Here is a 23,387-nt window from a genome sequence, read left to right on the forward strand (position 1 = left end):
TTGTGGGGGAAATACTGGTAATGAAACGGCTACTACGTTCCGCGCGGCCTGAATCCGGTTCGGTTCAAGGCCAAAGCCGGCGCCAGCGGCGCGGCAAGGTCCTCCGGGCTACCGTTTTTGCGGTGGCTGGTGCTGCGCTGGTGGCCGGTGCGGTGATTTATCCGGGGTTCAAGACCACTGAGGTGGAATTGAACGACGGCGGCGTGTGGGTGGTCAGTAAGGCCAAGAATGCTGTGGGCCGGTTGAATTATCCCTCGCGGGTGCTGGATGGTGCGGTGACGCCCGCCAGCACCACCTTCGACATCCTGCAGGACGCCGGGACGGTGTTTGTCGACGACAATGCGGGCTCCACCCTGAACCAGGTTTCCGCCGCCAACATGCGGCTGGGCGGGGACAAGAAGCTGCCCGGTGCAGCTGATGTGAGCTTTGGTTCGGATGTCATCTCAGTGACGGACGCGGCCAAGGGCAGGACGTGGGCGCTGTCGCCGTCGTCCGTTAACGGGTTCGATCCCGAAACCAGTGAGCCGGCCGTTCAAGGATCGCAGGGGCTGGTATCCGCCGTCGGGTCCGATGACCGCATCTACAGCGTGGATCCGAAGACCGGCAAGGTGACCGTCACGGAAGTGTCCGCGGACGGTGAAGCCAAGGAGTCCGAAACAGGCACGTGGGACGGGCTGAAGGGTGCGGGGGATCTGCAGCTGGCTGTGGTGGGGGATGAGCCGGTGGTGCTTGATGCCGGGCGGGGGAAGCTGTTCCTGCCGGGCGGGCGTGAGTTGGCGTTGGCGGATGCGCGGGATGCGAAGTTGCAGCAGTCCGGGCCGGAGTCGGATGTGGTGGCGGTGGCGACGCCGAAGGCGTTGTTGAAGCAGCCGCTGGATGGTTCGACGGCGAAGACGGTGTCGTTTGGTGGTGAGGGTGTTCCGGCGGCTCCGGTGCAGCTGGGCGGGTGTGTCCATGCGGCGTGGTCGGGGGCGAACACGTATGTCCGTGACTGCGTGAATGATGCTGATGACAAGACTGTGGACGTGCCGAAGGCGAGTGCGTCGCCGTCGTATGTGTTCCGGGTGAACCGGGACCTGGTGGTGCTGAATGATGTGAATTCGGGCAATGTGTGGCTGGTGAACCAGAACATGCTGCTGGTCAACAACTGGGACGATGTCATCCCGCCGCAACAGACATCCGATGATGCGGACAAGGACTCCGCCGACGAGGTGCAGCAGACCGTCCTTCCGGACCGCACCAAGCCGAACAACCCGCCTGCTGCCAAGCCGGACGCGTTTGGCGTCCGCGCAGGCAAAACCACCGTCCTGCCCGTGCTGGACAACGATACCGATCCGGACGGTGACGTCCTCACCCTGCGGAACCCCGAAGAGCTGAAGACGGGTTCCCTGTCGGCGATCTATGGAGGTACCGGATTCCAGGTGGCCGTCCCGGCCGGAAAGTCCGGAACGGAGAGCTTCAAGTACACCGTGGACGACGGCCGGGGACTGTCCGGCAGCTCAGACGTCGCGCTGACCGTGGTGCCTGACTCGGAGAATTCGGCTCCCCGGCAGAAACCGAACCGGAACAACGCGATCGTGGTCCAGTCCGGAAAGACGGTGGCCCAGAACATCCTGACCGACTGGATTGATCCCGACGGCGATGACCTTTATGCCGTCAGTGCCGCCAGCACCGACCCGCGTGACCTAGTCAAGATCAGGCCGGACGGGTTGCTGAGCTTCCAGGACTCCGGAACTGCGCCGGGCCGAAAGTCGCTGACCATCACCGTTTCCGACGGCAGGGCAACCGCCGAAGGGAAAGTCACCGTTGATGTCCGGGCCCCCGGTGCGCTTCCCCCGTTGGCCAATGCCGACCACATTATCGCGGTCGCCGGCGTGGACACCGTCATCGCACCGCTGAAGAACGACACCGATCCCCAGGGCGGCTCGCTGCGCCTGGCCCAGGCGACCCCTGATGCACAGTCCTCGGCCACCATCGGCGCAGACCAGCAGACCTTCACCTTCAATTCATCGTCACCCGGGGCCCACTACGTCACGTACCTGGTCACAAACGGTCCGGCCAGCGCCCAGCAGCTGGTCCGCGTGGACGTCGTAGAGGCCGACGGCGGCGGCGCGCCGGTCGCCGTAAGGGACATCGCGCTGTTGCCCACCGGCGGCAGCGTCCTTGTGGACGTCCTCGGCAATGACTCGGACCCCTCCGGTGGCGTGCTCGTGGTGCAGTCGGTCACCGCTGCCGACGGCCTGCCCGTCACAGTGTCAGTGCTGGATCACTCGGTGGTCAGGATCAGCGACCTCCGCGCGGAAGGGCAGCTGACCCTGAAGTACACCATCTCCAACGGCAGGGCCTCGGCCACGGGGGAGATCGCTGTGCTGATGGTGCCTGCGCCGGCGAAACTGCAGGCCCCGCAGGCGAAGCCCGACGAGGCTGTTGTCCGAACGGGGGACGTGGTCACCATCCCGGTGCTGGCCAACGATACCGACCCCAACGGCGGCAAGCTCACGCTGCTCCCGGACCTGCCGCAACAACCTGACGCCGCCGACGGCAGGATGTTCACGGCCGGAGAAGCGCTTCGCTTTATCGCCGGTGAAACACCAAAAACGGTATACGCCATCTACAAAGTGCAGAACGAGTCCGGGCAGACGGACTCCCAGCAGGTAACCATCAGGATTGCTGCCCGCGACGATGCCAGGAACGCCCGGCCGGAGCCGCACAACCTCACGGCACGGGTTGTGGCCGGGATGACGGTACGCATTCCGGTGCAGCTGGACGGCATCGACCCCGACGGCGATTCGGTCCAGCTCCTGGGGATCGGTGAAGCGCCCGCCATGGGCACCGCCGTGGTCAAGGACGGCTACGTCGAGTTCACTGCTGCCGGGGATTCCGCGGGGACCGACACCTTCACTTATGTGGTCCGGGACCGCATTGGAGCGGAGAACACCGGCACGGTCATTGTGGGCATCGCACCGCCCGAAGCCAACAACCAGAAACCGATCGCCGTTGATGACGCAGTGGAGGTGCGGCCCGGCCGCAACGTTGCCGTCGACGTGCTGCTGAACGACACCGACCCCGACGGGGACCCGATCGCACTCGTGGCCAACGGCTTCGAAGCCCGTCCCGAACTTCAGGTCAAAGCAACCGAATCTTCCAAGGTCCTGCTGACGGCTCCGGCCGCAGGAGGGAACGAGAGCATCCGGTATCTCATCCGGGACGACAAGGAGGCCTCTGCCGGTGCTGTCGTCCGCGTCCGCATCAGCCCCGCCGCGGCGCTCAAGCCGCCGGTGGCCAAGGACGACCACGTGACGCAGGCGGAAACCCTGGGGAAGTCGGCGGTTGATGTTCCGGTCCTGCGGAACGACTCGGATCCCGACGGCGTGGCAGAGGAACTGTCCATCGGCCTGCCTGACGGCAATCCCAATGCCAGGGCCGCCGCGGGCAGCGTGGTGGTCACGTTGTCGCCGCAGGACCAGTTGATTCCCTACACCGTGACGGACGCCGACGGCCAAAGTTCCACGGCAGTTATCTGGGTGCCGGGCCAGGGCCAGCAGGTCCCCACACTGGCGAAGACCGACGTCGTGGAGGTGATGGCCGGCAAGGAAATCGTCCTTAACCTCAACGACTACGTCAGGGTCCGTGAGGGGCGCACGCCGCGGATTACCGTCGCTGACCGTGTCGCCGTCCAGGGCGGCTCGAACGAAAACCTGATCGCCGGCAACGGGACGGCCCTGCGCTACCTGGCCAAGACCGATTACGTGGGCCCCGGCTCGGTGACCTTCGAGGTCACGGACGGCACCGGACCGGATGATCCCGAAGGCCTGAAATCCGTCCTGACCATCATTACCCGGGTCATTCCGGATCCGGCTGCCAACCATCCGCCCACCTTCAGCGGCGCATCGCTGGACGTTCCCAAGGCGGAGACGGCCACCCTGGAACTCGGTCCGCTTGCCGAGGACGTCGACGAACAGGACAAGGACAACCTCACATTCGAGCTGGACGGAGCCCTGCCGGCAGGGTTTACCGGCAGCCTGGACGGCAGCACGCTGAAGGTCAGCGCCGACAAATCCGTGCCGGTAGGCTTCAGCGGCAGCATCCCCGTCAAGGTCACGGATGGCAGGTCCCCGGCGGTCAGGGCCACCGTTTCGGCCCGGCACGTCGCCTCCACCCGGCCGATGCCGGTGGCCAATGACGACGTGGTGGAGAAAGCCAACGCCGCACGGCCGGAAACTGTCAATGTGCTGGCCAACGACTTCAACCCGTTCAGTGACACCGCGCTCAAAATCGTGGCAGCCACCGTGGAGACCGGATCCGCGGCCGGCCAGCCTGCCGTGTCCGGGGACTCGATCACCGTGACTCCGGCGGACGGATTCAAGGGCGTGATGGTGGTTCGCTACACGGTGGTTGACAAGACCGAGGACGCGTCACGCCAGGCCGGCGGCAGGATCCGCATCACGGTGCGGGACGAGCCTGACGCGCCGTCGGCGCCGTCCGCCACGGATGTCCGCAGCCGCACCGCCGTCCTCAAGTGGGCGCCGCCGTCGGACAACGGCGCTCCGATCACGGAGTACACCGTGCGTTCCAGCGGATTCACCCAGAAGTGCCCGACGACGACATGCACCCTCAACGGGCTGACCAACGACGTCAAGTACGTCTTCACCGTTACGGCGACCAACGAGGTGGGCGAATCCGAGCCTTCGGTGCCGTCCAACGAGATCCGCCCTGACGAAAAGCCGTCCCCGCCGGAGGCCCCCGCCGTTAAAGCCGGTGACAAGGACATGGTGATCAACTGGCCGCCGGCCAAGACCGAGGGTTCCGCCGTCAAGAGCTACAACCTGGAGATCTCCCCGCCGCCGGCCAGCGGTATTGCCGTGAAGAACGGCGTGACCGGCCTGACCTATACCTGGCCCGGGCTGACCAACGGAGTACGCTACAAGGTGCGCGCCCAGGCCGTGAATGAACTGGGCCCCTCGGACTGGGGCATTTACTCCGCCGAGGACAATCCGGCCGGGGTCCCGGCCGCGCCGGCCGCTCCCACTTCCGCGGTGGCGTCATCGGTGGGTACGCAAAACCAGCTGAAAGTAAACTGGACGGAGCCGAACACCAACGGTGACCCGATCCGGAATTACTACGTCACCATGGCCGGCGGCGGCATGGCTCCGCAGACCCAGGCCGTACCGGGCACGGTGCGCACGGCAACGTTCACGGCGGCAAACTCGGAAACGGCATACACCTTCACCGTGCAGGCGGAAAACAAGGCGGGCAAGGGCGAAGTGAGTGGCGAGTCGGCGCCACGGCGCGCCACCGGCAAACTCGGCCAGGTGACCGGTGTCTCCGTCACCGAGGCAGACACGGGCGGCGCAGGCCGGCAGGTCACCATTAACTTCAATCAACTGAGCGCCGGGCAACGGAACGGCTCCACGGCCAACGAGGTCAGCTACACGTTCAAGGCCTCCACCGGACAGTCCGGCCCGATTGCTCCAGGCCAGACCGTGGGCGGCTTCACCAACGGGAGCCAGACCCAGATCACCGTCACGGCGAATTCAAGCGTGGCACCGAGCTCCGACGCGAGTGCTCCGGCAGCGGCCACGCCGTACGGTTCACCCGGCACGCCGTCCGCCTCCGGCACCAACGGCGGCATGAACCAGAAGTCGCTGACTTTGAACTGGAGTTCGCCGTCCACCGCTACCAACGACGTTGCCTCCACCAGGATCAGCATCGACGGCAATCCCAACTGGGAGACCGTTGCGGCGTCCGGCAGCCGCGTGATCAACACCGCAGGCTTTGAGGAAAGCCACAGCATCAGGGTCCAGACGTTCAACTCGCTGGGCCAGGGCGGCCCGGTTGCGGAAGCGAGTGCGAGGTCCGGCCAGCGCGGCGAGTGGACCACCACGCTCAGCTCTGCCGATCCGAAGTTCGTCCGGTCATGCACCTACACCCTGGGCGGCGCCAACTACCGGCCGGCGCCCTACTACGACTGCGACGGCATCAATGCCCACCGGGAACCGTGGGCGTATGTGGCCGACGCCGACCGTATGGTGGTGCGCTGCTACATCGTGCAAAGCGACCACTGGACCCCCAATCCGATCCGCACGTGGTACCGGCTTGAAGCGGGATCCACCCGCAACGTGGGCCGCTACGTGGTGGCAGGTTCCACCACGCTGGGAGAACCCGGCAACGCGGGGGTGCCGCCGTGCTGAGCCCTGTTACGGACGGACTTGCGGAAGGATGCGCTGGTCAGGCGGTCGGGGAGAGCTCCCCATCGCGGTCCCGCGGATGGTTGGGTAGGCTGTCGCGGGAAACAGAGAGCCCGGTACCGGGTCTTTGGAAACGCTGCCCTGGGGGCGGCTGCGATTTTGAGGGATTTGAAAACTTGTGACAACTCTGTTTGGCAGGCTGGGTCTCAGGGAGCGCCGCAGGAAGTTGGTTACCGGCACCGTTTTTGCGGTGGCTGGTGCTGCGCTGGTGGCCGGTGCGGTGATTTATCCGGGGTTCAAGACCACTGAGGTGGAATTGAACGACGGCGGCGTGTGGGTGGTCAGCAAGGCCAAGAATGCTGTGGGCCGGTTGAATTATCCCTCGCGGGTGCTGGACGGTGCGGTGACGCCCGCCAGCACCACCTTCGACATCCTGCAGAATTCCGGGAACGTCTTCGTTGACGATGAAACCGGCTCCACCCTGAACCAGGTGTCCCCGGCCAGCATGCAGCTCGGCGGTGACAAGCAGCTGCCCGGCTCAGCCGATGTCAGCTTCGGTTCCAGTGTCATTTCCGTGACCGACCCTTCCAAGGGCAAGGTCTGGGCCCTCTCGCCGTCCACCGTCAACGGATTCGACGAGGAAGCCACCGAGCCCGCCCTGGTCGGTTCGGAAGGGCTGGTTTCCGCCGTCGGTCCGGACAACAGGATTTACAGCGCCGATCCCAAGACCGGCGCCGTCACCATCACCGCGGTGGATGCCAACGGTGCGACCACCTCCACCGACTCCAGCACGTGGGACGGGCTGAAGGGTGCGGGGGATCTGCAGCTGGCTGTGGTGGGGGATGAGCCGGTGGTGCTTGATGCCGGGCGGGGGAAGCTGTTCCTGCCGGGCGGGCGTGAGTTGGCGTTGGCGGATGCGCGGGATGCGAAGTTGCAGCAGTCCGGGCCGGAGTCGGATGTGGTGGCGGTGGCGACGCCGAAGGCGTTGTTGAAGCAGCCGCTGGATGGTTCGACGGCGAAGACGGTGTCGTTTGGTGGTGAGGGTGTTCCGGCGGCTCCGGTGCAGCTGGGCGGGTGTGTCCATGCGGCGTGGTCGGGGGCGAACACGTATGTCCGTGACTGCGTGAATGATGCTGATGACAAGACTGTGGACGTGCCGAAGGCGAGTGCGTCGCCGTCGTATGTGTTCCGGGTGAACCGGGACCTGGTGGTGCTGAATGATGTGAATTCGGGCAATGTGTGGCTGGTGAACCAGAACATGCTGCTGGTCAACAACTGGGACGACGTGGTCCCGCCCAAGAACCAGTCCGATGAGCAGGACCAGGAATCCGCGGACAACAACACCATCAACATCCTCCCGGACCGCACCAAGCCCAACCGGCCGCCGGAAACCAAACCCGACGTCGCCGGCGTCCGGCCGGGCCGCACCACCATCCTCAGCGTCCTTGACAACGACTCCGACCCCGACGGCGACGTCCTGACGGCGTCCGTCGGTGGCTCCGGCCCTGCCTCGGGCACCCTCCAGAACATCTACGGCGGCACTGCCTTCCAGATCACCGTGCCCGCCGACGCCAAGCCCGGCTCCGAAACCTTCGACTACAACGCCGCGGACGGCCGCGGCCTCTCCGCCGGCGGCCAGGTCTCGCTGAACATCGTCGGCCCGGACGAGAACAAGCCGCCGGTCTTCAAGCGCGGCGAACCCACCACCATGCTGGTGGAGCAGGGGAAAACCGTCAGCCAGAACATCCTCACGGACTGGACCGACCCCGACGGCGACGACCTCGTGCTGATGGACGCCAAGGCGGACAACGACCAGGACCAGGTCAAGGTCCGCCGCGACGGACTGCTCACCTACCAGGACTCCGGGGCAGCGCCCGGCAAGAAAACCGTCACGGTGTCCGTCTGGGACGGCCGCGACACCACCACCGGGCAGGTGGTGGTGAACGTGCAGCCGCCGGGCGCGCTGGTGCCGGTGGTCAACGCCGACCACGTGACCGCCGTCGTCGGCCAGGACCTGGTGATCGCACCGCTGAAGAACGACGTCGACCCCAACGGCGGCGCCCTCCGCCTCGCCCAGGTGGAAGCCTCCGGCCCCGCCGAACTCGGCCCCGTCACCGACGGCGGAACCTTCACCTTCCGGAGCGAGACTGCCGGCCCGGTCTACCTGACCTATATCGCCAGCAACGGTCCGCAGAGCAGCCAGGGCCTCATCCGTGTGGACGTGGAATCAGGCAAGGACACGGGCGACCCCGTGGCGGTCCATGACGTGGCACTTATGCCGACAGGCGGCAGCGTGCTCCTTGACCCGCTGGCCAACGACTCCGATCCCTCCGGCGGCGTGCTGGTGCTGCAGTCGGTCCAGCTCCCGGAAAGCACCACGGCATCGGTCAGCGTGATCGACCACAGCGTGCTGCGGATCACCGACGTGCTCGGTACGAAGGAACCCTTCCTGTTCAAGTACACGATGTCCAACGGAAAGAAGTCCGCCACCGGCAGCGTCTCCGTGGTGCCCGTGCCGGCGCCCGCACTGGTCGAAGCACCCCAGCCGAAACCGGACGAAGTGAACGTCCGCGTCAACGACGTCGTCACCATTCCGGTTCTGGCCAACGACACCCATCCTCAGGGGCAGAAGCTGACCGTGGATCCGGTGCTGCCCCAGGCGGTGGCGGCCGAGGACGGCCAGAGCTTCGTTTCCGAAAACACGCTGCGGTTCATCGCAGGTTCCACGCCCAAGACAGTCCGCGCCATCTACAACGCCGTCGATCCGCAGGGCCAGAAAAGCGCGGCCGCGGTCACCATCCACATCCTGCCGCTGGAAGGCGCCGAGAACTCCCGGCCGCAGCCGAAGAACCTGACCGCGAGGGTGGTGGCAGCCGGTACCGTCCGGATTCCGGTGGAACTGGACGGCATCGATCCCGACGGCGACTCAGTCCAGCTGACCGGCATCGACAGCACCCCGAACATGGGCACCGCCATGGTGGGCAGCAACTTCATCGACTTCACCGCGGCCGGCGACGGCGCGGGCACGGACACCTTCCGCTATCGGGTGGTGGACCGGCAGGGCGCCGTCAACACTGGCACGGTCACTGTTGGCATCGCGCCCCGCGGGGACGCGAACCAGAAACCCACCCCCGTTGACGACGACGTGCAGGTCCGGCCGGGACGCCAGATTGCGGTGGACGCAGCCGGCAACGACACCGACCCCGACGGCGACCCCATCGGCATTGTCAGCGACGGCATCGAAGCGCCTGCGGAACTCCAGGCGACCGTCAGCAAGACGAGCGGGCGCATCATTCTGCAGGCTCCTGCCAGCGAGGGCACGGTCAACGTCCGCTATGCGGTGGCCGATGACCGCGGCGCCTCGGCCCAGGCAACCATTCGGGTGAACGTGCGCAACGACGTGCCGCTCCAGGCCCCGATTGCCCGGGACGATCGCGTGACCTCCGCTCAGACCCTCGGCAAGACCGCCGTCGATGTTCCCGTGCTGAAGAACGACGAGGATCCGGACGGCGTGGGCGAGAACCTGAAGATCGCTACCGATGCCACCACCGCCCGGCCGGGCACCGAGGGCAACATGGTGGTGGAGCTGACGGAGCAGCCGCAGCTCATCCCGTACACCGTCGAAGACGTGGACGGACAGAAGTCCACCGCCATCATCTGGGTGCCCGGCATCGGCCAGCAGGTGCCGACGCTGGCGAAGGACGAGGTCCTCGAGGTCATTGCCGGCCAGTCCGTGACGGTGGACCTGAAGGAATGGGTGAAGGTCCGCGACGGACGCTCGCCCCGTCTGACGCAGACCGACCGGATCAAGCTGATCGGCTCCGACGGTGGTGATCCGGTGGCCGGCAACGGCGCTGCGATCAAATACACCGCCGGCCAGGATTACGTGGGCCCGGGCTCCATCAGCTTTGAAGTTACCGACGGCACCGGGCCGGATGATCCGGCGGGCCTCAAGTCGACGCTCAGCATCCGCACCAAGGTCCTGCCGGATCCCGACCGGAACAACGCGCCCACCTTGCTGGGAAGCTCCGTGGACGTTCCGAAGGGCGAGTCCGCCGAGACCGACCTGGGCAGGCTCACCTCGGACCCCGACAGGGACGACGTGGACAACATGAAGTATGAGTTGGTGGGGGACGGCCCGGCCGGCTTCAACGCCCGCATCGACGGCAGGACCCTCAAGACGTCGGTCGACGGCGCAACGGCCACCGGCACCGCGGGTGCCGTGCAGGTCAAAGCCAAAGATCCACGGGGGCTCGAAGCCACCGCAACATTCCAGCTGGCCGTCACGGCCTCCAACCGGCCCAAGCCGGTGGCCAGCGACGACGTCGAGCCCAACGCGGCTGCCGGCAAGACCGTGTCCGTGGACGTCCTCGCCAACGACTCCAATCCGTTCCCGGAAACTCCGCTGAAAATCGTCTCGGCAGCGACGGAGACGGGCAGCGGCAACGTGGAGGTATCCGGAAGCGACGTCAACGTGACTCCTGCTTCGGGTTTCACCGGGACGCTGGTGGTGGCCTACACCGTTGAGGACAAGACGGGGGAAAGCTCCCGGCATGCCACGGCGCGGGTCCGGCTGACCGTCAAGGACGAACCGCTGGCACCTGCCACGCCCCAGGCCCAGAGCGTGGGCGACCAGACGGCGCTGCTGAACTGGACCGCACCGGCGGACCGCGGCTCACCCATTACCAAGTACACGGTCTATGGTGAGGGCGGCTTCCAACAGGACTGCCCGGCCAACTCCTGCACGCTCACCAACCTGGTCAACAACAGCAAGTACCACTTCCAGGTCACGGCAACCAACGAGTTCGGCGAATCGGACAGGTCCCCGGCCTCGGCTGAAATCCGTCCGGACGTCAAGCCGGACACTCCGGTTGCCCCGGCGCTGAAGTTCGGCGACAAGCAGCTCACGGCCACGTGGACGGCCCCGGCCAGCAAGGGTTCGCCCGTCAAGTCCTATGACCTGGAGATCTCCCCGGCGCCTGCCGGGCAGAACGCGCAGATCCAGAACCTGACCTCGCTCAGCTATGTGTGGAAGGGGCTGCAGAACGGAGTGTCGTACAAGGTCCGGGTCCTGGCGCGCAACGATGCCAAGGAGCCGTCCGAGTGGAGTGCCTACTCCGCCGCGGAAATCCCCGCCGGTGTCCCGGTCACCCCGGCTGCGCCGACGGCTACCCAGGCCGGCTCCGTGGGTACCCAGACTCAGCTCAAGGTCAACTGGACGGCGCCGAACAACAACGGCGACGCCATCTCCGCCTACACCTTGACCACGCTGCGGGGCGGCGCCGCCGTGGCCACGCAGCAGGTCTCCGGGACGTCGCAGAACGTCACGGTGGACAACTCCGAATCGGGCTATACATTCACCGTGTCAGCCACCAACAAGGCGGGCACCTCCGGAACGAGTGCGCAATCCGCCCCCGTCCGGGCGGTGGGCAAGCCGGACATGGTGAGCAAGCCGACCGCAAGCCTCGTGGACACCAACGGCGACGGCGGCAAAATCGATGTCAGGTTCCCTGTGCTGACCGATGCCCAGCGCAACGGATCGACTCCCGGCGAGATCACCTACAAGTACCGGCTGACGTCCGGCGGCGGCAGCGGCAACATCGCAGCGGGCGGCGGCGTCGTGGCGGCAGCCAACGGCACGGATACCGCCGTGGTGGTGTGGGCGGTCTCCTCCCGTAGTTCCACTGCGGGCGACGCCAGCCCGGCCTCCAACACTGTGAACCCGTACGGGCTGGCGTTTGCCCCCACCGTGACGGGCAGCAACAGCAGCGGGGTCGGGGACAGGACGGTTTCCTGGACCTGGAACCAGCCCAGCGGCAACGGCCGGGCAGTGACCGGCTACCAGTACAGCCTGGACGGCGGAAACTGGCAGGACACCGGGCAGCGGTCATTCTCGAAGAGCGTGGGCTTCAGCGAGACGCACACCTTGCGGGTCCGCGCCATCAGTGCCAACCAGCCGGGACGCATCGGCAGCGATACGTCCCGCAGCGGCGCAGAACCGCCGCCCCCGGCGCCGACGTCGTGGGACATTCGGGCTACTCCGGTCCGAACCTGCACTGAGCCGAACAGCAGCACCAACAGCTACCGGGATACCAACCCGGACCAATGCCTCAGCCCGGGCCGGTGGTTCGACACGGGCTACACCGCGCAGGCGGACTACTACGTGGTCTGGAGCGGCCGGATCTGGTACCACCTCACCTCGGGCGCGGCCGGCGGCAACTTCGCGCGCGGCGACACCACGTCGCTGGGCACCAACCCGCCGGCCGGCATGCCGCGCCGGTAGGGATCGGTCATCAATGCACCACCAAAACAATTAGACTAATCGCTGGACTAAGCGGGCAGCGGCCCGAAGATTCACCCGAACCCGGAAGAGGATTCACCCATGACCATGACAACCGAGCAGGCCGACTGGTTTGCAGGCACGTTTGAGAAGCTCGTTGCCAACGTAGGCCAGGCCGTACTGGGCAAGTCCCACGTCATCCGCCTGACCTTCATGGCCATGCTCGCCGAAGGGCACGTCCTCTTCGAAGACGCACCGGGCACCGGAAAGACCTCCCTGGCGCGGGCACTCGCTGCCACCGTGCAGGGCTCCAACAACCGCATCCAGTTCACGCCGGACCTGCTGCCGTCCGACGTCACGGGCGTGACCATCTACGACCAGAAAACCCAGAAGTTCGAGTTCCACAAGGGCCCTATCTTCAACAACATTGTCCTCGCGGACGAAATCAACCGCGCCTCGCCCAAGACCCAGTCCGCCCTCCTGGAGGTCATGGAGGAGTCACGGGTGACCGTGGACGGCACCACGTACGAAGCCGGCCGGCCCTTCATGGTGATGGCCACCCAGAACCCGATCGAACAGGCGGGCACCTACAGGCTGCCTGAGGCCCAGCTGGACCGGTTCCTGATCAAGACGTCCATCGGCTACCCGGACCACGCGTCAACGGTGCAGCTGCTGGGCGGGGCCAACCTCAAGGACCGCTCCAAGGAACTCTCCGCCGTCATCACCACGCAGGCGGTGGCGGACATGGCCGACCTCGCCGCGACCACGCACGTGGACACCGCGGTGCTGGAATACATCTCACGGCTGTGCGAGGAAACCCGCAACGCCCCCGAGACCCGGCTCGGCGTCTCGGTCCGCGGTGCCCTGGCCATGGTCCGGGCTGCGAAGGTCTGGGCAGCAAGCCAGGGCCGCAACTTCGTCCTGCCGGACGACGTGAAGGACCTCGCGGGCGTTGTCTGGACCCACCGCTTTGTGATGGACCCGGAAGCGGAATTCTCCGGCGCTACCGCGGAGGCTGTGCTGGCCCGCGTCCTGGCCGACGTCGCTGCCCCGCAGCAGCGCGCCGCGGTCTAAGCGGTGCCCCACCACCCTTCCGGCACATTCACCGCGCGAACAAAGGCACAGATATGTCCAGCAGCACTCCGTTGACCCGGCTTGCTGAACGCCTGAAAGGGCCGTTTTCAGGTGACGGGAAGGCCACCCGGCTGCACCCCGCCGCCATGTGGTCCGAGGCCGTCAGCACCGCGGGCCTCGCCCTCGCACCCGCCTGGTCCACGGTCCGCGGGCTGTGGCTGAAGTATGTCTGGCCGGTTCTTTCGGTGGTGAGCGTCCTCGGCTGGTCCGTCCTGGCCGCCTCTGTCCTGTTGTGGAGTGTGGGCCAGGCCTACGGCTGGCAGGAAGCGAAGGCTGCCGCGGTGGCTGCCTTCGTCCTGTTCGTCCTTGCCGTCGGATTCATCCTCGGCCGCTCCTCCTACGGCGTGGTGTTGGACCTCGCCAGGACCAGGGTGGCCGTGGGGGACAGCGCCGTCGGCAGCATCGCCGTCTCCAACACCTCCGCGCGTCCCCTCCTGCCGGCCGCGCTGGAACTGCCGGTGGGAGCCGCCACCGCCGTCTTCCACCTGCCGCGGATGAAACCGCAGCAGGTCCACGAAGACCTCTTCACCATCCCCACCGCCCGCCGGGCCGTCATCGTGGTGGGCCCGGTGCGCTCGGTGCGGGCCGACCCCCTGCATTTGTTGCGGCGGCAGGTGCTCTGGACCGAGCCGGAAGACCTCTATGTGCACCCGCGGACTGTTGCCCTGGCGGGCTCCGCCGCCGGCTTCATCCGTGACCTTGAGGGGATGCCCACCACGGACCTGTCCAGTGCCGACGTATCGTTCCACGCCCTCCGCGACTACGTCCCGGGCGATGACCGCCGCCACATCCACTGGAAGACCACTGCGCGGACCAACAAACTCATGGTGCGCCAGTTTGAGGAGACACGCCGCGCCCACCTTGCCATCTCGCTGTCCATCAACACGGACGAGTACGATTCCGAGCAGGAATTCGAGATGGCCATTTCGGCCGCTGCGTCCATCGGACGCCAGGCCATCCGCGAGCAGCGGGAACTCGATGTCCTCACCCAGAAGGGTCCGCTCCGGTGCGAGACCGGCCGGAACATGCTCGACGACATGACCCGGATCGTGGGGTCCCCGATGCGGAAGACCGCCGTCGACCTCGCCCGGACACTGGCGGACACCGTTCCTAACGCCTCAGTGGTTTTCTTTGTCGTGGGCAGCCGGGTCACCCCCGCCCAGCTTCGTTCGGCCGCCGCCTCAGTGCCGCCGGGGGTCCGCAGCCTCGCTGTCCGACTCCAGTCCGGCGCCGCGCCGGCACGCGCCAACATCGCGGACCTGACAGTCCTGACGCTGGGGGACCTGTCCGACCTTGCCATCATCCTCAGAAAGGCCGCTGCATGAGCTCCGCGCCTGCTTTCCGCCAGCGCCGCCGGCCTGCGCCGACCCCGTCGTCCGCCTTCAGGGACGGCCAGCCGGCCTGGCATTTCGCGCTCGACGCCGGCGCCCTGGTTGTCCTGCTGGGGCTCGGAGTCCTCGGGTTCAGCCTCAGCTTCGGCGGTGATCCCTATTACCTGATCGCCGGTTTCGGTGGCATCCTGCTCGGCCTCGGCATCGCCGCGGCAAACGCCCATTTCAGGCTCGGGGCGCTGATCACCGCCGCGGCAACGCTCGGCTCATACCTGGTCCTGGGAACCCTCTTTGCCGTACCCGACGCCGCCATCGCCGGGTTTGTCCCCACCTTCGAGTCGTTGCGGACCCTTCTGCTGGGCGTCGTTTTTGCCTGGAAGGACATGCTGACTGTAGGCGTCCCGGTTGGAACCGCCGGCGGCATGCTCATTGTCCCGTTCCTCAGTGCGCTCATCACGGCGCTGGCCGGAGGGCTGATGACGTGGCGGCTGAAGAGTCCCTACTGGCCGCTCCTGCCCGTCCTGGTGCTCTTCGTTACCGGTATCGCGTTCAGCACCAACGCGGGCTTCCTCAACGTGGAGCGGGGAATCTCCCTGACGGTTGTAGCCGTGGCATGGGCAACCTTCCGCCGGGACGCGCACCGCCGCAACGACACCCGCAAGGTGTCCGTCAACCGCCCGGAGGCGGATGCCGCAACTGCCCGCCGAGCCAAGGTCCGCCGGCTCGGATCCGCCGCCGGCGTCATCGCAGCCTGTGTTGCCATCACGGCCGTGGCGTCGCCCCTGGTCACCGCAAGCGACAACAGGACGGTCCTTCGCAATACGATCGTTCCGCCGTTCGACCCGAAGGACTACATCACTCCGCTGGCGAGCTTCCGTAACTTCGTCAAGGACAAGAAGGACGACAACCTGTTCGTGGTGAAGGGCCTGCCCCGGGACGGACGCGTACGCCTCGCCGCACTGGACGCCTTTAACGGCACCAACTACAACATGGACCCGGACAGTTCCGGGAACTTCAGCAAGGTGGGGGATGCCAAGTCCCTGAATACGCTGGCTGACTCCGACGGCATCGTCCCCAGCAACGATTACACCCTGGACATCACCATCGAGGACTACCAGGGGTACTTCCTGCCCGGCGGACGCCGCACCACAGGCATCAGCTTCACCGGCGACTCCTCGGGAGCCGCCTCCGGGCTCTACTTCAACTCCGGAACGGACACCGCGGTGACCACCAGGGGCCTAGGGAAAGGCGATGCCTACAGCGTCCAGGTCTCCGATCCCGCCAAGCTTGAACATGGCCAGCTGACCCAGTACGACTTCGCCAAGGTGGCACTCCCGGATGCCTCGGAAGTACCGCCCGTGGTCGGTTCCCAGGCCAACGACCTGTCCGCCGATGCACCCACCGCAATCGACCGCGTCCGGCAGATCGAAGCCCATTTCCAGAAGAAGGGCGCCTTCAGCAACGGCCTGATCGACGAAGGACAACTGCCCAGCGTCTCCGGGCATGGCTCCGCACGTATACGCAGCCTCCTGACCGCGAAGCAAATGCTGGGCGACGACGAACAGTATGCCGTGGCGATGTCGCTGATGCTACGGCACCTCGGAATTCCGTCGCGGGTGGTGATGGGCTTCTATCCGGATCCGAAAAGCCCGGAGAACGGCGCCGGCGAAGTGAAGATCACCGGCAAGGATGTCCATGCCTGGGTTGAGGTGGCGTTCGACCGCGTTGGCTGGGTGTCCTTCGATCCCACGCCGCCCAAGGACAACGTCCCGATTCCGCCGGACCCCGAGAACAAATCCAAGCCGAAGCCACAGGTCCTGCAGCCGCCGCCCCCGCCGCAGGAACCGGCTGACCTGCCCCCGGATTCTTCCCCCGACGCGCTGGACGCGGACGAGAAGAAGAACAACCCGTGGCTGTTCTGGGGACCCATCCTCACGGCAATCGGCATTGCCCTGATCCCCATCGGGATCCTGGCGCTTCCGCTGCTGCTCATCGCGCTGCTCAAGAGCCGGCGGCGCAAAGCCCGCTTCTCCGACGGTCACCCGGCCCAGCGTGTCGGCGGCGGCTGGAACGAAGTGGTCAGCCTTGCCACGGACATGGGCGCGGCAGTGGACACCCGGGCAACACGGCGGGAGTCCGCCGTCGTCCTTGGTGAGGCTTTTCCCGGAACAGCCGGGACCACCACCCTGCTGGCGCACCGCGCCGACGCCTCGATTTTCGGTGCCGGCCAGCCAAGCGAAGCGGAGGTCCGGGAGTACTGGACCATCGTGGACGGCTCGCTGAAGGAAATGACGGCCACGGTGGGTTTCTGGAGGCGGCAGGCGGCCCGGTTCTCGCCGCGATCGCTCCTGTCTGACGGTCGGACTGCCCTACAGCTCAGGGGCCTGAGGCTGGTCCGGACGGGACCAGCGGCCCCCGCAGGTAGGGTGGATAGCGGTCCGGCGCCGGCAAGTCCTGCCGCCTCCGGTCCGGATAACGAACAGACCGTGCTGAGGCGCAATCTGAGAGAGAACCGCAACGAACCATGACGCATGACGCCGAGCGCTGCCAGCGCTGCCAGCAGTTGATCCGTCCGGGAGCGACGTTTTGCCCGGCCTGCGGTGCTCCGCTGAGTAACCGGGCCGCCCGCAATGACCGGAACATCGATCATTCGCAGCGCGAACTCATGGCGCGGGCCGCCGCGCAGGGCAGCCCGATTCCCGGTAGTATCCCCGTAGCGCAGGCCCGGGCGGAAGCCGTCGGTCCGCTGGCCACGGGCCAGGTCGCGCACGTACAAGGGGGAGGTGCCGGAATGGGTGGCAAGCTGGATGTGGTTCCCGCGGCGGCCGGACGGCGCCTCGGCGCCGCGGTGCTCGACTGGGTAGGGCCGGCCGCGTTGCTCGTCGTGATGCTCACCCTTGGATTCGCGAGTGTCACGCGGACGCGGAGCGGAGGCTTCATCGTCTATGACACAGCCATGCTGGTGCTGCTGGGCAGCATCGCGGCCGGCATCACTGTGGTTTACATGCTGGTACTGCTCTCCGTTGAGGGCCGCTCCGGCAACAGCATCGGCAACCGGCTCATGGGAATCCGCAGCACGGACCAGGACGGCTACGCCCCCGGCGCGGGCGCGTTGTTCCTGCGCGGCCTCATCACGGGCGCGGGCCTGCTCCTGACCGTGGTGGCTGCCGTGTTGGTGGTGGTGTTCAAGTGGTTCGAAGCCGCACTGTGGATCCTCGGCCCCCTGGCACTGCTCGGTATCGCCTGGGCCTTCGTGGTGGTGGTGTCCAACACCTGGGACAAGAACGGCAAGCTCAGGGGCTGGCACGATGCTGCGGCCAAAACCCTCATGTTTGATGTCAACGCCGGCCGGAACCCGGTGACCACCGGAGGGATCCAGGGTCCGTACAGTTTCGCGCCGCTGGATCTTCCGCCCGTGCAGCAGGTTTCCTCACCCATCGCGGGTGCGGCACCCAGGCCCGGCCAGGCAGTACCCGGGCAAACCCCGGAACCGCAACGCGCCCCCAACCAGCCGGTCGCTATTCCGCAGCCGCCACTGAATCCGAACCAGTGGCAGCCTCCCGCCATGCCGCAGCCCGCTCCCGCCCCGGTCCACGCGGCGGCGCAGCCGCAACCGCAATCGCATCCCGTGCCGGTCCAGACCAAGCCCCTGGCGGACCCCGAACCCCGGGTCCAGGAACCTCAGGTCCAGGAACCCCAAGTCCAGACGTGGGTGCTCCACCCCGACGACGACCACGACCGGACCCGCATGCGCGGTCAAACCGTGCCCGCACCGGTTGCCATGCTGCGGCTCAGGCTGGACGACGGCCGCGATTTCCAGCTGGACCAGTCGGTCCTTATCGGCCGGAACCCCAGCGGGCTCCCGGGGGAACAGGTTGCCCAGCTGCTGGCAGTGGCCGACCCCGGACGTTCCATCTCCAAGACCCACCTGCACCTGCGTGAGGACAACGGGGGAGTCTGGGTCACCGACCGCAATTCAACCAACGGCAGCGCCGTCACCACTCCGGACGGCATCCGAACTGCCTTGCAGGCCGGGGAACCCGCCTTTGTACGCCCAGGGTCCACCGTGCACTTCGGTGACCGCACCTTCCACCTAGGACAGGCATGAATCCCCAGCCGGCAGCAGCCACCTCCGCAACGGGCAGGGAGCCCGGACCCCAACTGAGCTGCGGCTACGGCACAGACCGTGGCCTCCGCCGGGAACTCAACGAGGATTCCTTCATCGCCTCCGACCCCGTATTCGCCGTCGCGGACGGCATGGGAGGCCACGAGGCAGGTGAGATCGCCAGCGGAATCTGCGTCCGGACGCTCGCCGGAATGCCGCAGCTGGCCACCGGCGAGCGGACGGCCACAGCCGCCGTCGTCCAGCAGTACCTGGTCAGCGCCGATGAACGGATCCGCACCGCCACCGGGTCCCGGGCCGGCACCACCCTGTCCGGCGTGGTGCTGGTGGAACAGCAGGGTGTCCCGTACTGGCTGGTGGTGAACATCGGCGATTCCCGGACATACCGGCTGAGCCAGGGGGAGTTCGCACAGGTCAGCGTTGACCATTCCGAGGTCCAGGAGCTTGTCGACGCCGGTGAAATCACCAGGGAGCAGGCGGCCGTGCACCCCCGAAGGCATGTGGTCACCCGTGCCCTGGGCACCGGCGACGAAACCGAAGCCGACTACTGGCTGCTGCCCGTCGAGGAAGGCGACCGCATCATGGTCTGCTCGGACGGGCTGAACGCGGAGCTTACGGACGACCACATGTTCCGCATCCTGAGCACCGTGGGCCACCCGCAGGACGCTGTGGACGCCCTGATCCAGGCGGCGCTGCGCAGCGGCGGACGTGACAACGTCACCGTGATCGTCGTGGATGCCAAAAATGTGATGAACGACGCCGGAACGGACACCGCGCCCCGGCCCGCCGTGGGAGCTGAAGACGAGGACACGCTGCCCCGCACCCACGTGATGGACACGGCTGAAGCGCCGGACAGCACGGAAGTGGACACCGAGGAACTTCCGGAGGCTCCCGGTGCCGTGCAGCCCGCCGATGCGCCGGGTTCCGCGGAGCCGACGGCGGCGGACAACGCCGAACCCCTGCATGACACCGCAGCCGACACCGAGGGCCGCCACGATGGGCTCAAGTAGCTACACCCCGGGGACCTGGCTGGGTGTTGTCCGTTCAGGCACCGCAGTTCTGCTGCCGCCCGCGACGCGGCCCGCGCTCGTGGACTCCCTGTGGGAGCTGCTGGCCCGGGAGACCGAGGTCCACGAAGTACTCCATGCGGTGACCAGCGCCTCCTCCGGCTCCCTGGCGCAGATCCCGTGGTTCGGCATTGTGGACTTCCGGGACTCACTGCGGGTGTTCCTCCGGGGCGACATCGAGCTGACAGCACACCTTGCCGCCGGTGCCGTGGAGCTGAACGGCCGCGACGTCACCACCTGGACCGAGCGCAGGCTCAGCGAACCCGAGTGGTACAGGATTGCGGTTCCCGGCGACGCGGCTGCCGCCGGCGAACTTCCGCTGGGCGAGGGCGTTGTGCTCCTGCAGAGCCTCACGGTGGGTTGCCAGGTCCCGGTCCCGGAGTCCCCGGTTGCGGACGTCCCTGTTGTTGAAGTCCCTGTTGTTGAAGTCCCGGCCCTTCAGGTTCCGGTCCCGGAAGCCCCGGTTGCTGAGCCCGAACACGGGGTATCAGCCGAAACAGTGATGGGCATTCCCGAGGACGAACTCGAATACACGGACGCCGAAATCACCGTCCTGCCGGAGTCTCCGGAGTCTCCGGGGACCGAGGCGCCTGAGGCAGTCCCGGCGAGCGAGGTGACGGGAAGCTACGACCACCTGTGGGACAAGACCGTGATGCGCCGTATCGAGGACGCCGCGGTTCGGGATGAGCCTGAAGACGTGGCTGCAGACGAGTCCGCTGCCGGGTCTGCCGCGAACCAGACCAGCGTGGATGACGCAGCAGAGAAGACCGACGATCCACAGGTAGCACCCGTACGCGAGCAGCCGCCGGCCAAGGAGGCCCCTGCACATGTCCCTGTGCAGCCCTCCGCTCCTGCCGCGCCCCTCATTCCTGCCCGGCCGCAGGACGGCCTGATCGACTCTGTCCCCTGGAACACCGGCGGCGACAAGCCCGCCCGGCCGTCCGGGCCGCCGTCGTTCGTTCCCGCCCCTGCGTCCCCGGTATCGGGTGACACACCGGACCGGTCCAGCCCGGCGGCGGTGCCGCCGGTGCTGGAAGGCGACCACGACGGCGAAACGATCATGAAGAGCGACCTTGCCGGGCTCGGAACCGCCCCGCACGAGCAGGCTGATGCGGAGGCAAACGGTCCCGCCACCGGGCCCATGGTCCTGGCGCGCGTCTGCCCCCAGGGCCACGCCAACCCGCCGACGCACTCGCAGTGCACCGGCTGCGGCGTGGCGCTGGCCGCCGACGCCGTGCAGGTGCGCCGGCCGCGGCTCGGACGCGTCCGTGTGTCTACCGGCGAACTGATCGACCTGGACCAGTCTCTGGTGATTGGCCGCCAGCCGTCGGTTTCCAGGGTGCAGGGCGGAGGCATGCCCCGGCTGGTGCAGGTGGCGAGCCCCGGCGGCGACATTTCCCGGTCACATGTTGAGGTCCGCCTCGAAGGCTGGCATGTGATGCTGTGCGACCTTAAGGCCACCAACGGGACCGTCCTGGTGCGGGAAGGGCAACCGCCCAGGCGGCTCGCCCAGAACGAAATGGCCATCCTTCTTGACGGAGATATTGCAGAACTCGGCGATAACGTGTCGTTGCGGTTCGAGGAGATTGTATGAGTACCAAGCGGCCCGTAGCACCGCCGCCCGCCATTCCCGGATTCACTTATGTGAGCCTGCTCGGTTCGGGCGGGTTCTCCGACGTCTACCTCTATGAGCAGGACAGGCCGCGGCGCAAGGTGGCCGTGAAAGTGCTGCTCTCCGACCTGAAGACCGAGGGCGCGCGGCGCCGCTTCGAATCCGAAGCAAACCTGATGGCGCAGCTGTCCTCCCATCCGTACATCGTCACCATCTTCGAAGCAGAAGTGACCGACGACGGGCATTCCTACCTGGCCATGGAGTACTGCTCCCGGCCCAGCCTGGACGTCCGCTACCGCCGCCAGCGCTTCAGCGTGGACGAAGTCCTGGCCGTCGGGATCCAAGTGGCCTCCGCCGTCGAGACCGCCCACCGCGCCGGCATCGCCCACCGGGACATCAAGCCGGCCAACATCCTGGTGACTGACTACAACCGCCCGGCGCTGACTGACTTCGGCATTTCCGGCACGCTGGGCAGCGACACGGACGAGGACGCGGGAATGTCCATTCCATGGTCCCCGCCCGAGCAGTTCCGGGACGGCCCGGTGGACGGTGTGAGGGTGGACGTGTGGGCCCTTGGCGCCACGCTGTACACCCTTCTGGCCGGGCGCTCCCCGTTCGTCCTGCCGGGCGCGGACAATTCCCAGCGTGAACTGATCTCCCGGATTACGAACTCACCCGTGCCGCGGCTGGGACGCGCGGACGTGCCAGAGTCGCTGGAACTGGCGCTGTCCACGGCGATGGCCAAGTCGGCTTCGTCGAGGTACTCCTCTGCCCACGCCTTCGCGCTGGCCCTGCAGCGGATCCAGGCGGAACTGAACCTGTCAGTCACTCCGTTCGAGGTGCTGGAGGACGCCCACGCAGAGGACAGCCACCCGGACGACGGTTTCGAGGAAACACGCGTCCGGAGCATCGCCTCCGTGGACCCCGACCAGACCGGGCATGCCCCGACGTTCCCGGCCAGGGTGCGTCCCGCGCCTCCGTCCGGGTTTACCCCGGCTATGCTTTCGGCTCCGCCTTCCGTTCCGGTCACTGGTCTTGTTTCGGGGCCTGCTGCCCGTCCGGACCACCAGGATGACTGGTCGCATGGCACCATGCTGCGGGGAAGCGTCGCCGCAGCGCCGCCGCATGGCGAGGCCGACGTGGCCGCCACGGTCCACCGGCCGGAGACAGTGGAAGAGGCTGCTCCCGACGTCCCGGCTGACCACAGCAAGCGGAATCTTTGGCTATCCGTGGCGGGCGGTGCGGTGCTGGTTGTCGCCGTCGTCCTCGGGCTGGTGCTGGGCGCGTCCCGGCCGGAGCCGGTGGTCGAACCCACCGGACAGGTGTCCACGCCGCCAGCGGATGCCTTGGACAGCGGAACCGTACCCGACGTTGAAGGTCTTGCCGGGGCGCGTGACGGCGGGGGCGGCAACATCATCGTCTTCAGGTGGACGAACCCGCAGGCAAAGGATGGTGACATCTACAAATGGCGAACCAAGACGGCAAAGTCCGAGGGCACGTACGAAACCACACTGGCGACCAACGTCTGGGTTTCCGGTAATTCCCTGCCCGTCTGCGTGCAAGTCATCATTGTCCGTGCTGACGGCGCCGCCTCGCCGGGAGGCCCTGACTCCATCGCTTGCCTGGAGCAGTAGTTGGTACATGAACAATCC

Annotated in this window: 9 protein-coding genes; all 9 read left to right on the plus strand. The window is 66.9% G+C overall.

What is annotated here, in order from left to right; translation table 11 throughout:
- The first annotated feature begins 20 nt into the window (after window positions 1-20).
- Window positions 21-6,191 (plus strand): Ig-like domain-containing protein, encoded by a 6,171-nt coding sequence (locus RW112_RS16715; protein ID WP_317782837.1) that lies wholly within the window; start codon window positions 21-23, stop codon window positions 6,189-6,191.
- 175 nt (window positions 6,192-6,366) lie between these two features.
- Window positions 6,367-12,471 carry an Ig-like domain-containing protein gene (locus RW112_RS16720; RefSeq protein ID WP_317782838.1) on the plus strand — a complete coding sequence of 2,035 codons (6,105 nt, stop codon included), beginning with the start codon at window positions 6,367-6,369 and terminating at the stop codon, window positions 12,469-12,471.
- A gap of 99 nt (window positions 12,472-12,570) precedes the next feature.
- Entirely contained in the window at window positions 12,571-13,542 is a 972-nt protein-coding gene (locus RW112_RS16725) for a MoxR family ATPase (protein ID WP_317782839.1), read from the plus strand.
- Between the two features lie 53 nt (window positions 13,543-13,595).
- Window positions 13,596-14,927 (plus strand): DUF58 domain-containing protein, encoded by a 1,332-nt coding sequence (locus RW112_RS16730; RefSeq protein WP_317782840.1) that lies wholly within the window; start codon window positions 13,596-13,598, stop codon window positions 14,925-14,927.
- A complete protein-coding gene (locus tag RW112_RS16735) occupies window positions 14,924-17,461 on the plus strand; it encodes a transglutaminase domain-containing protein (protein WP_317782841.1) in 2,538 nt (845 codons plus the stop codon). The genes RW112_RS16730 and RW112_RS16735 overlap by 4 nt, the downstream gene beginning before the upstream one ends.
- The gene (locus RW112_RS16740) at window positions 17,458-19,041 is read left to right on the plus strand and encodes an RDD family protein (protein ID WP_317782842.1); all 1,584 of its coding nucleotides are present in this window, start codon (window positions 17,458-17,460) and stop codon (window positions 19,039-19,041) included. Before RW112_RS16735 ends, RW112_RS16740 begins: the two co-directional genes overlap by 4 nt.
- Entirely contained in the window at window positions 19,038-20,066 is a 1,029-nt protein-coding gene (locus tag RW112_RS16745; RefSeq protein WP_317782843.1) for a PP2C family protein-serine/threonine phosphatase, read from the plus strand. The genes RW112_RS16740 and RW112_RS16745 overlap by 4 nt, the downstream gene beginning before the upstream one ends.
- Window positions 20,053-21,717, plus strand: a complete 1,665-nt coding sequence (locus RW112_RS16750; protein ID WP_317782844.1) for an FHA domain-containing protein — start codon at window positions 20,053-20,055, stop codon at window positions 21,715-21,717. The genes RW112_RS16745 and RW112_RS16750 overlap by 14 nt, the downstream gene beginning before the upstream one ends.
- Window positions 21,714-23,369, plus strand: a complete 1,656-nt coding sequence (locus RW112_RS16755) for a serine/threonine-protein kinase (protein ID WP_317782845.1) — start codon at window positions 21,714-21,716, stop codon at window positions 23,367-23,369. The genes RW112_RS16750 and RW112_RS16755 overlap by 4 nt, the downstream gene beginning before the upstream one ends.
- Window positions 23,370-23,387: the final 18 nt, after the last annotated feature.

The sequence above is a fragment of the Arthrobacter sp. B10-11 genome, assembly GCF_033142195.1.
Taxonomy (GTDB): Bacteria; Actinomycetota; Actinomycetes; order Actinomycetales; family Micrococcaceae; genus Arthrobacter; species Arthrobacter oryzae_C.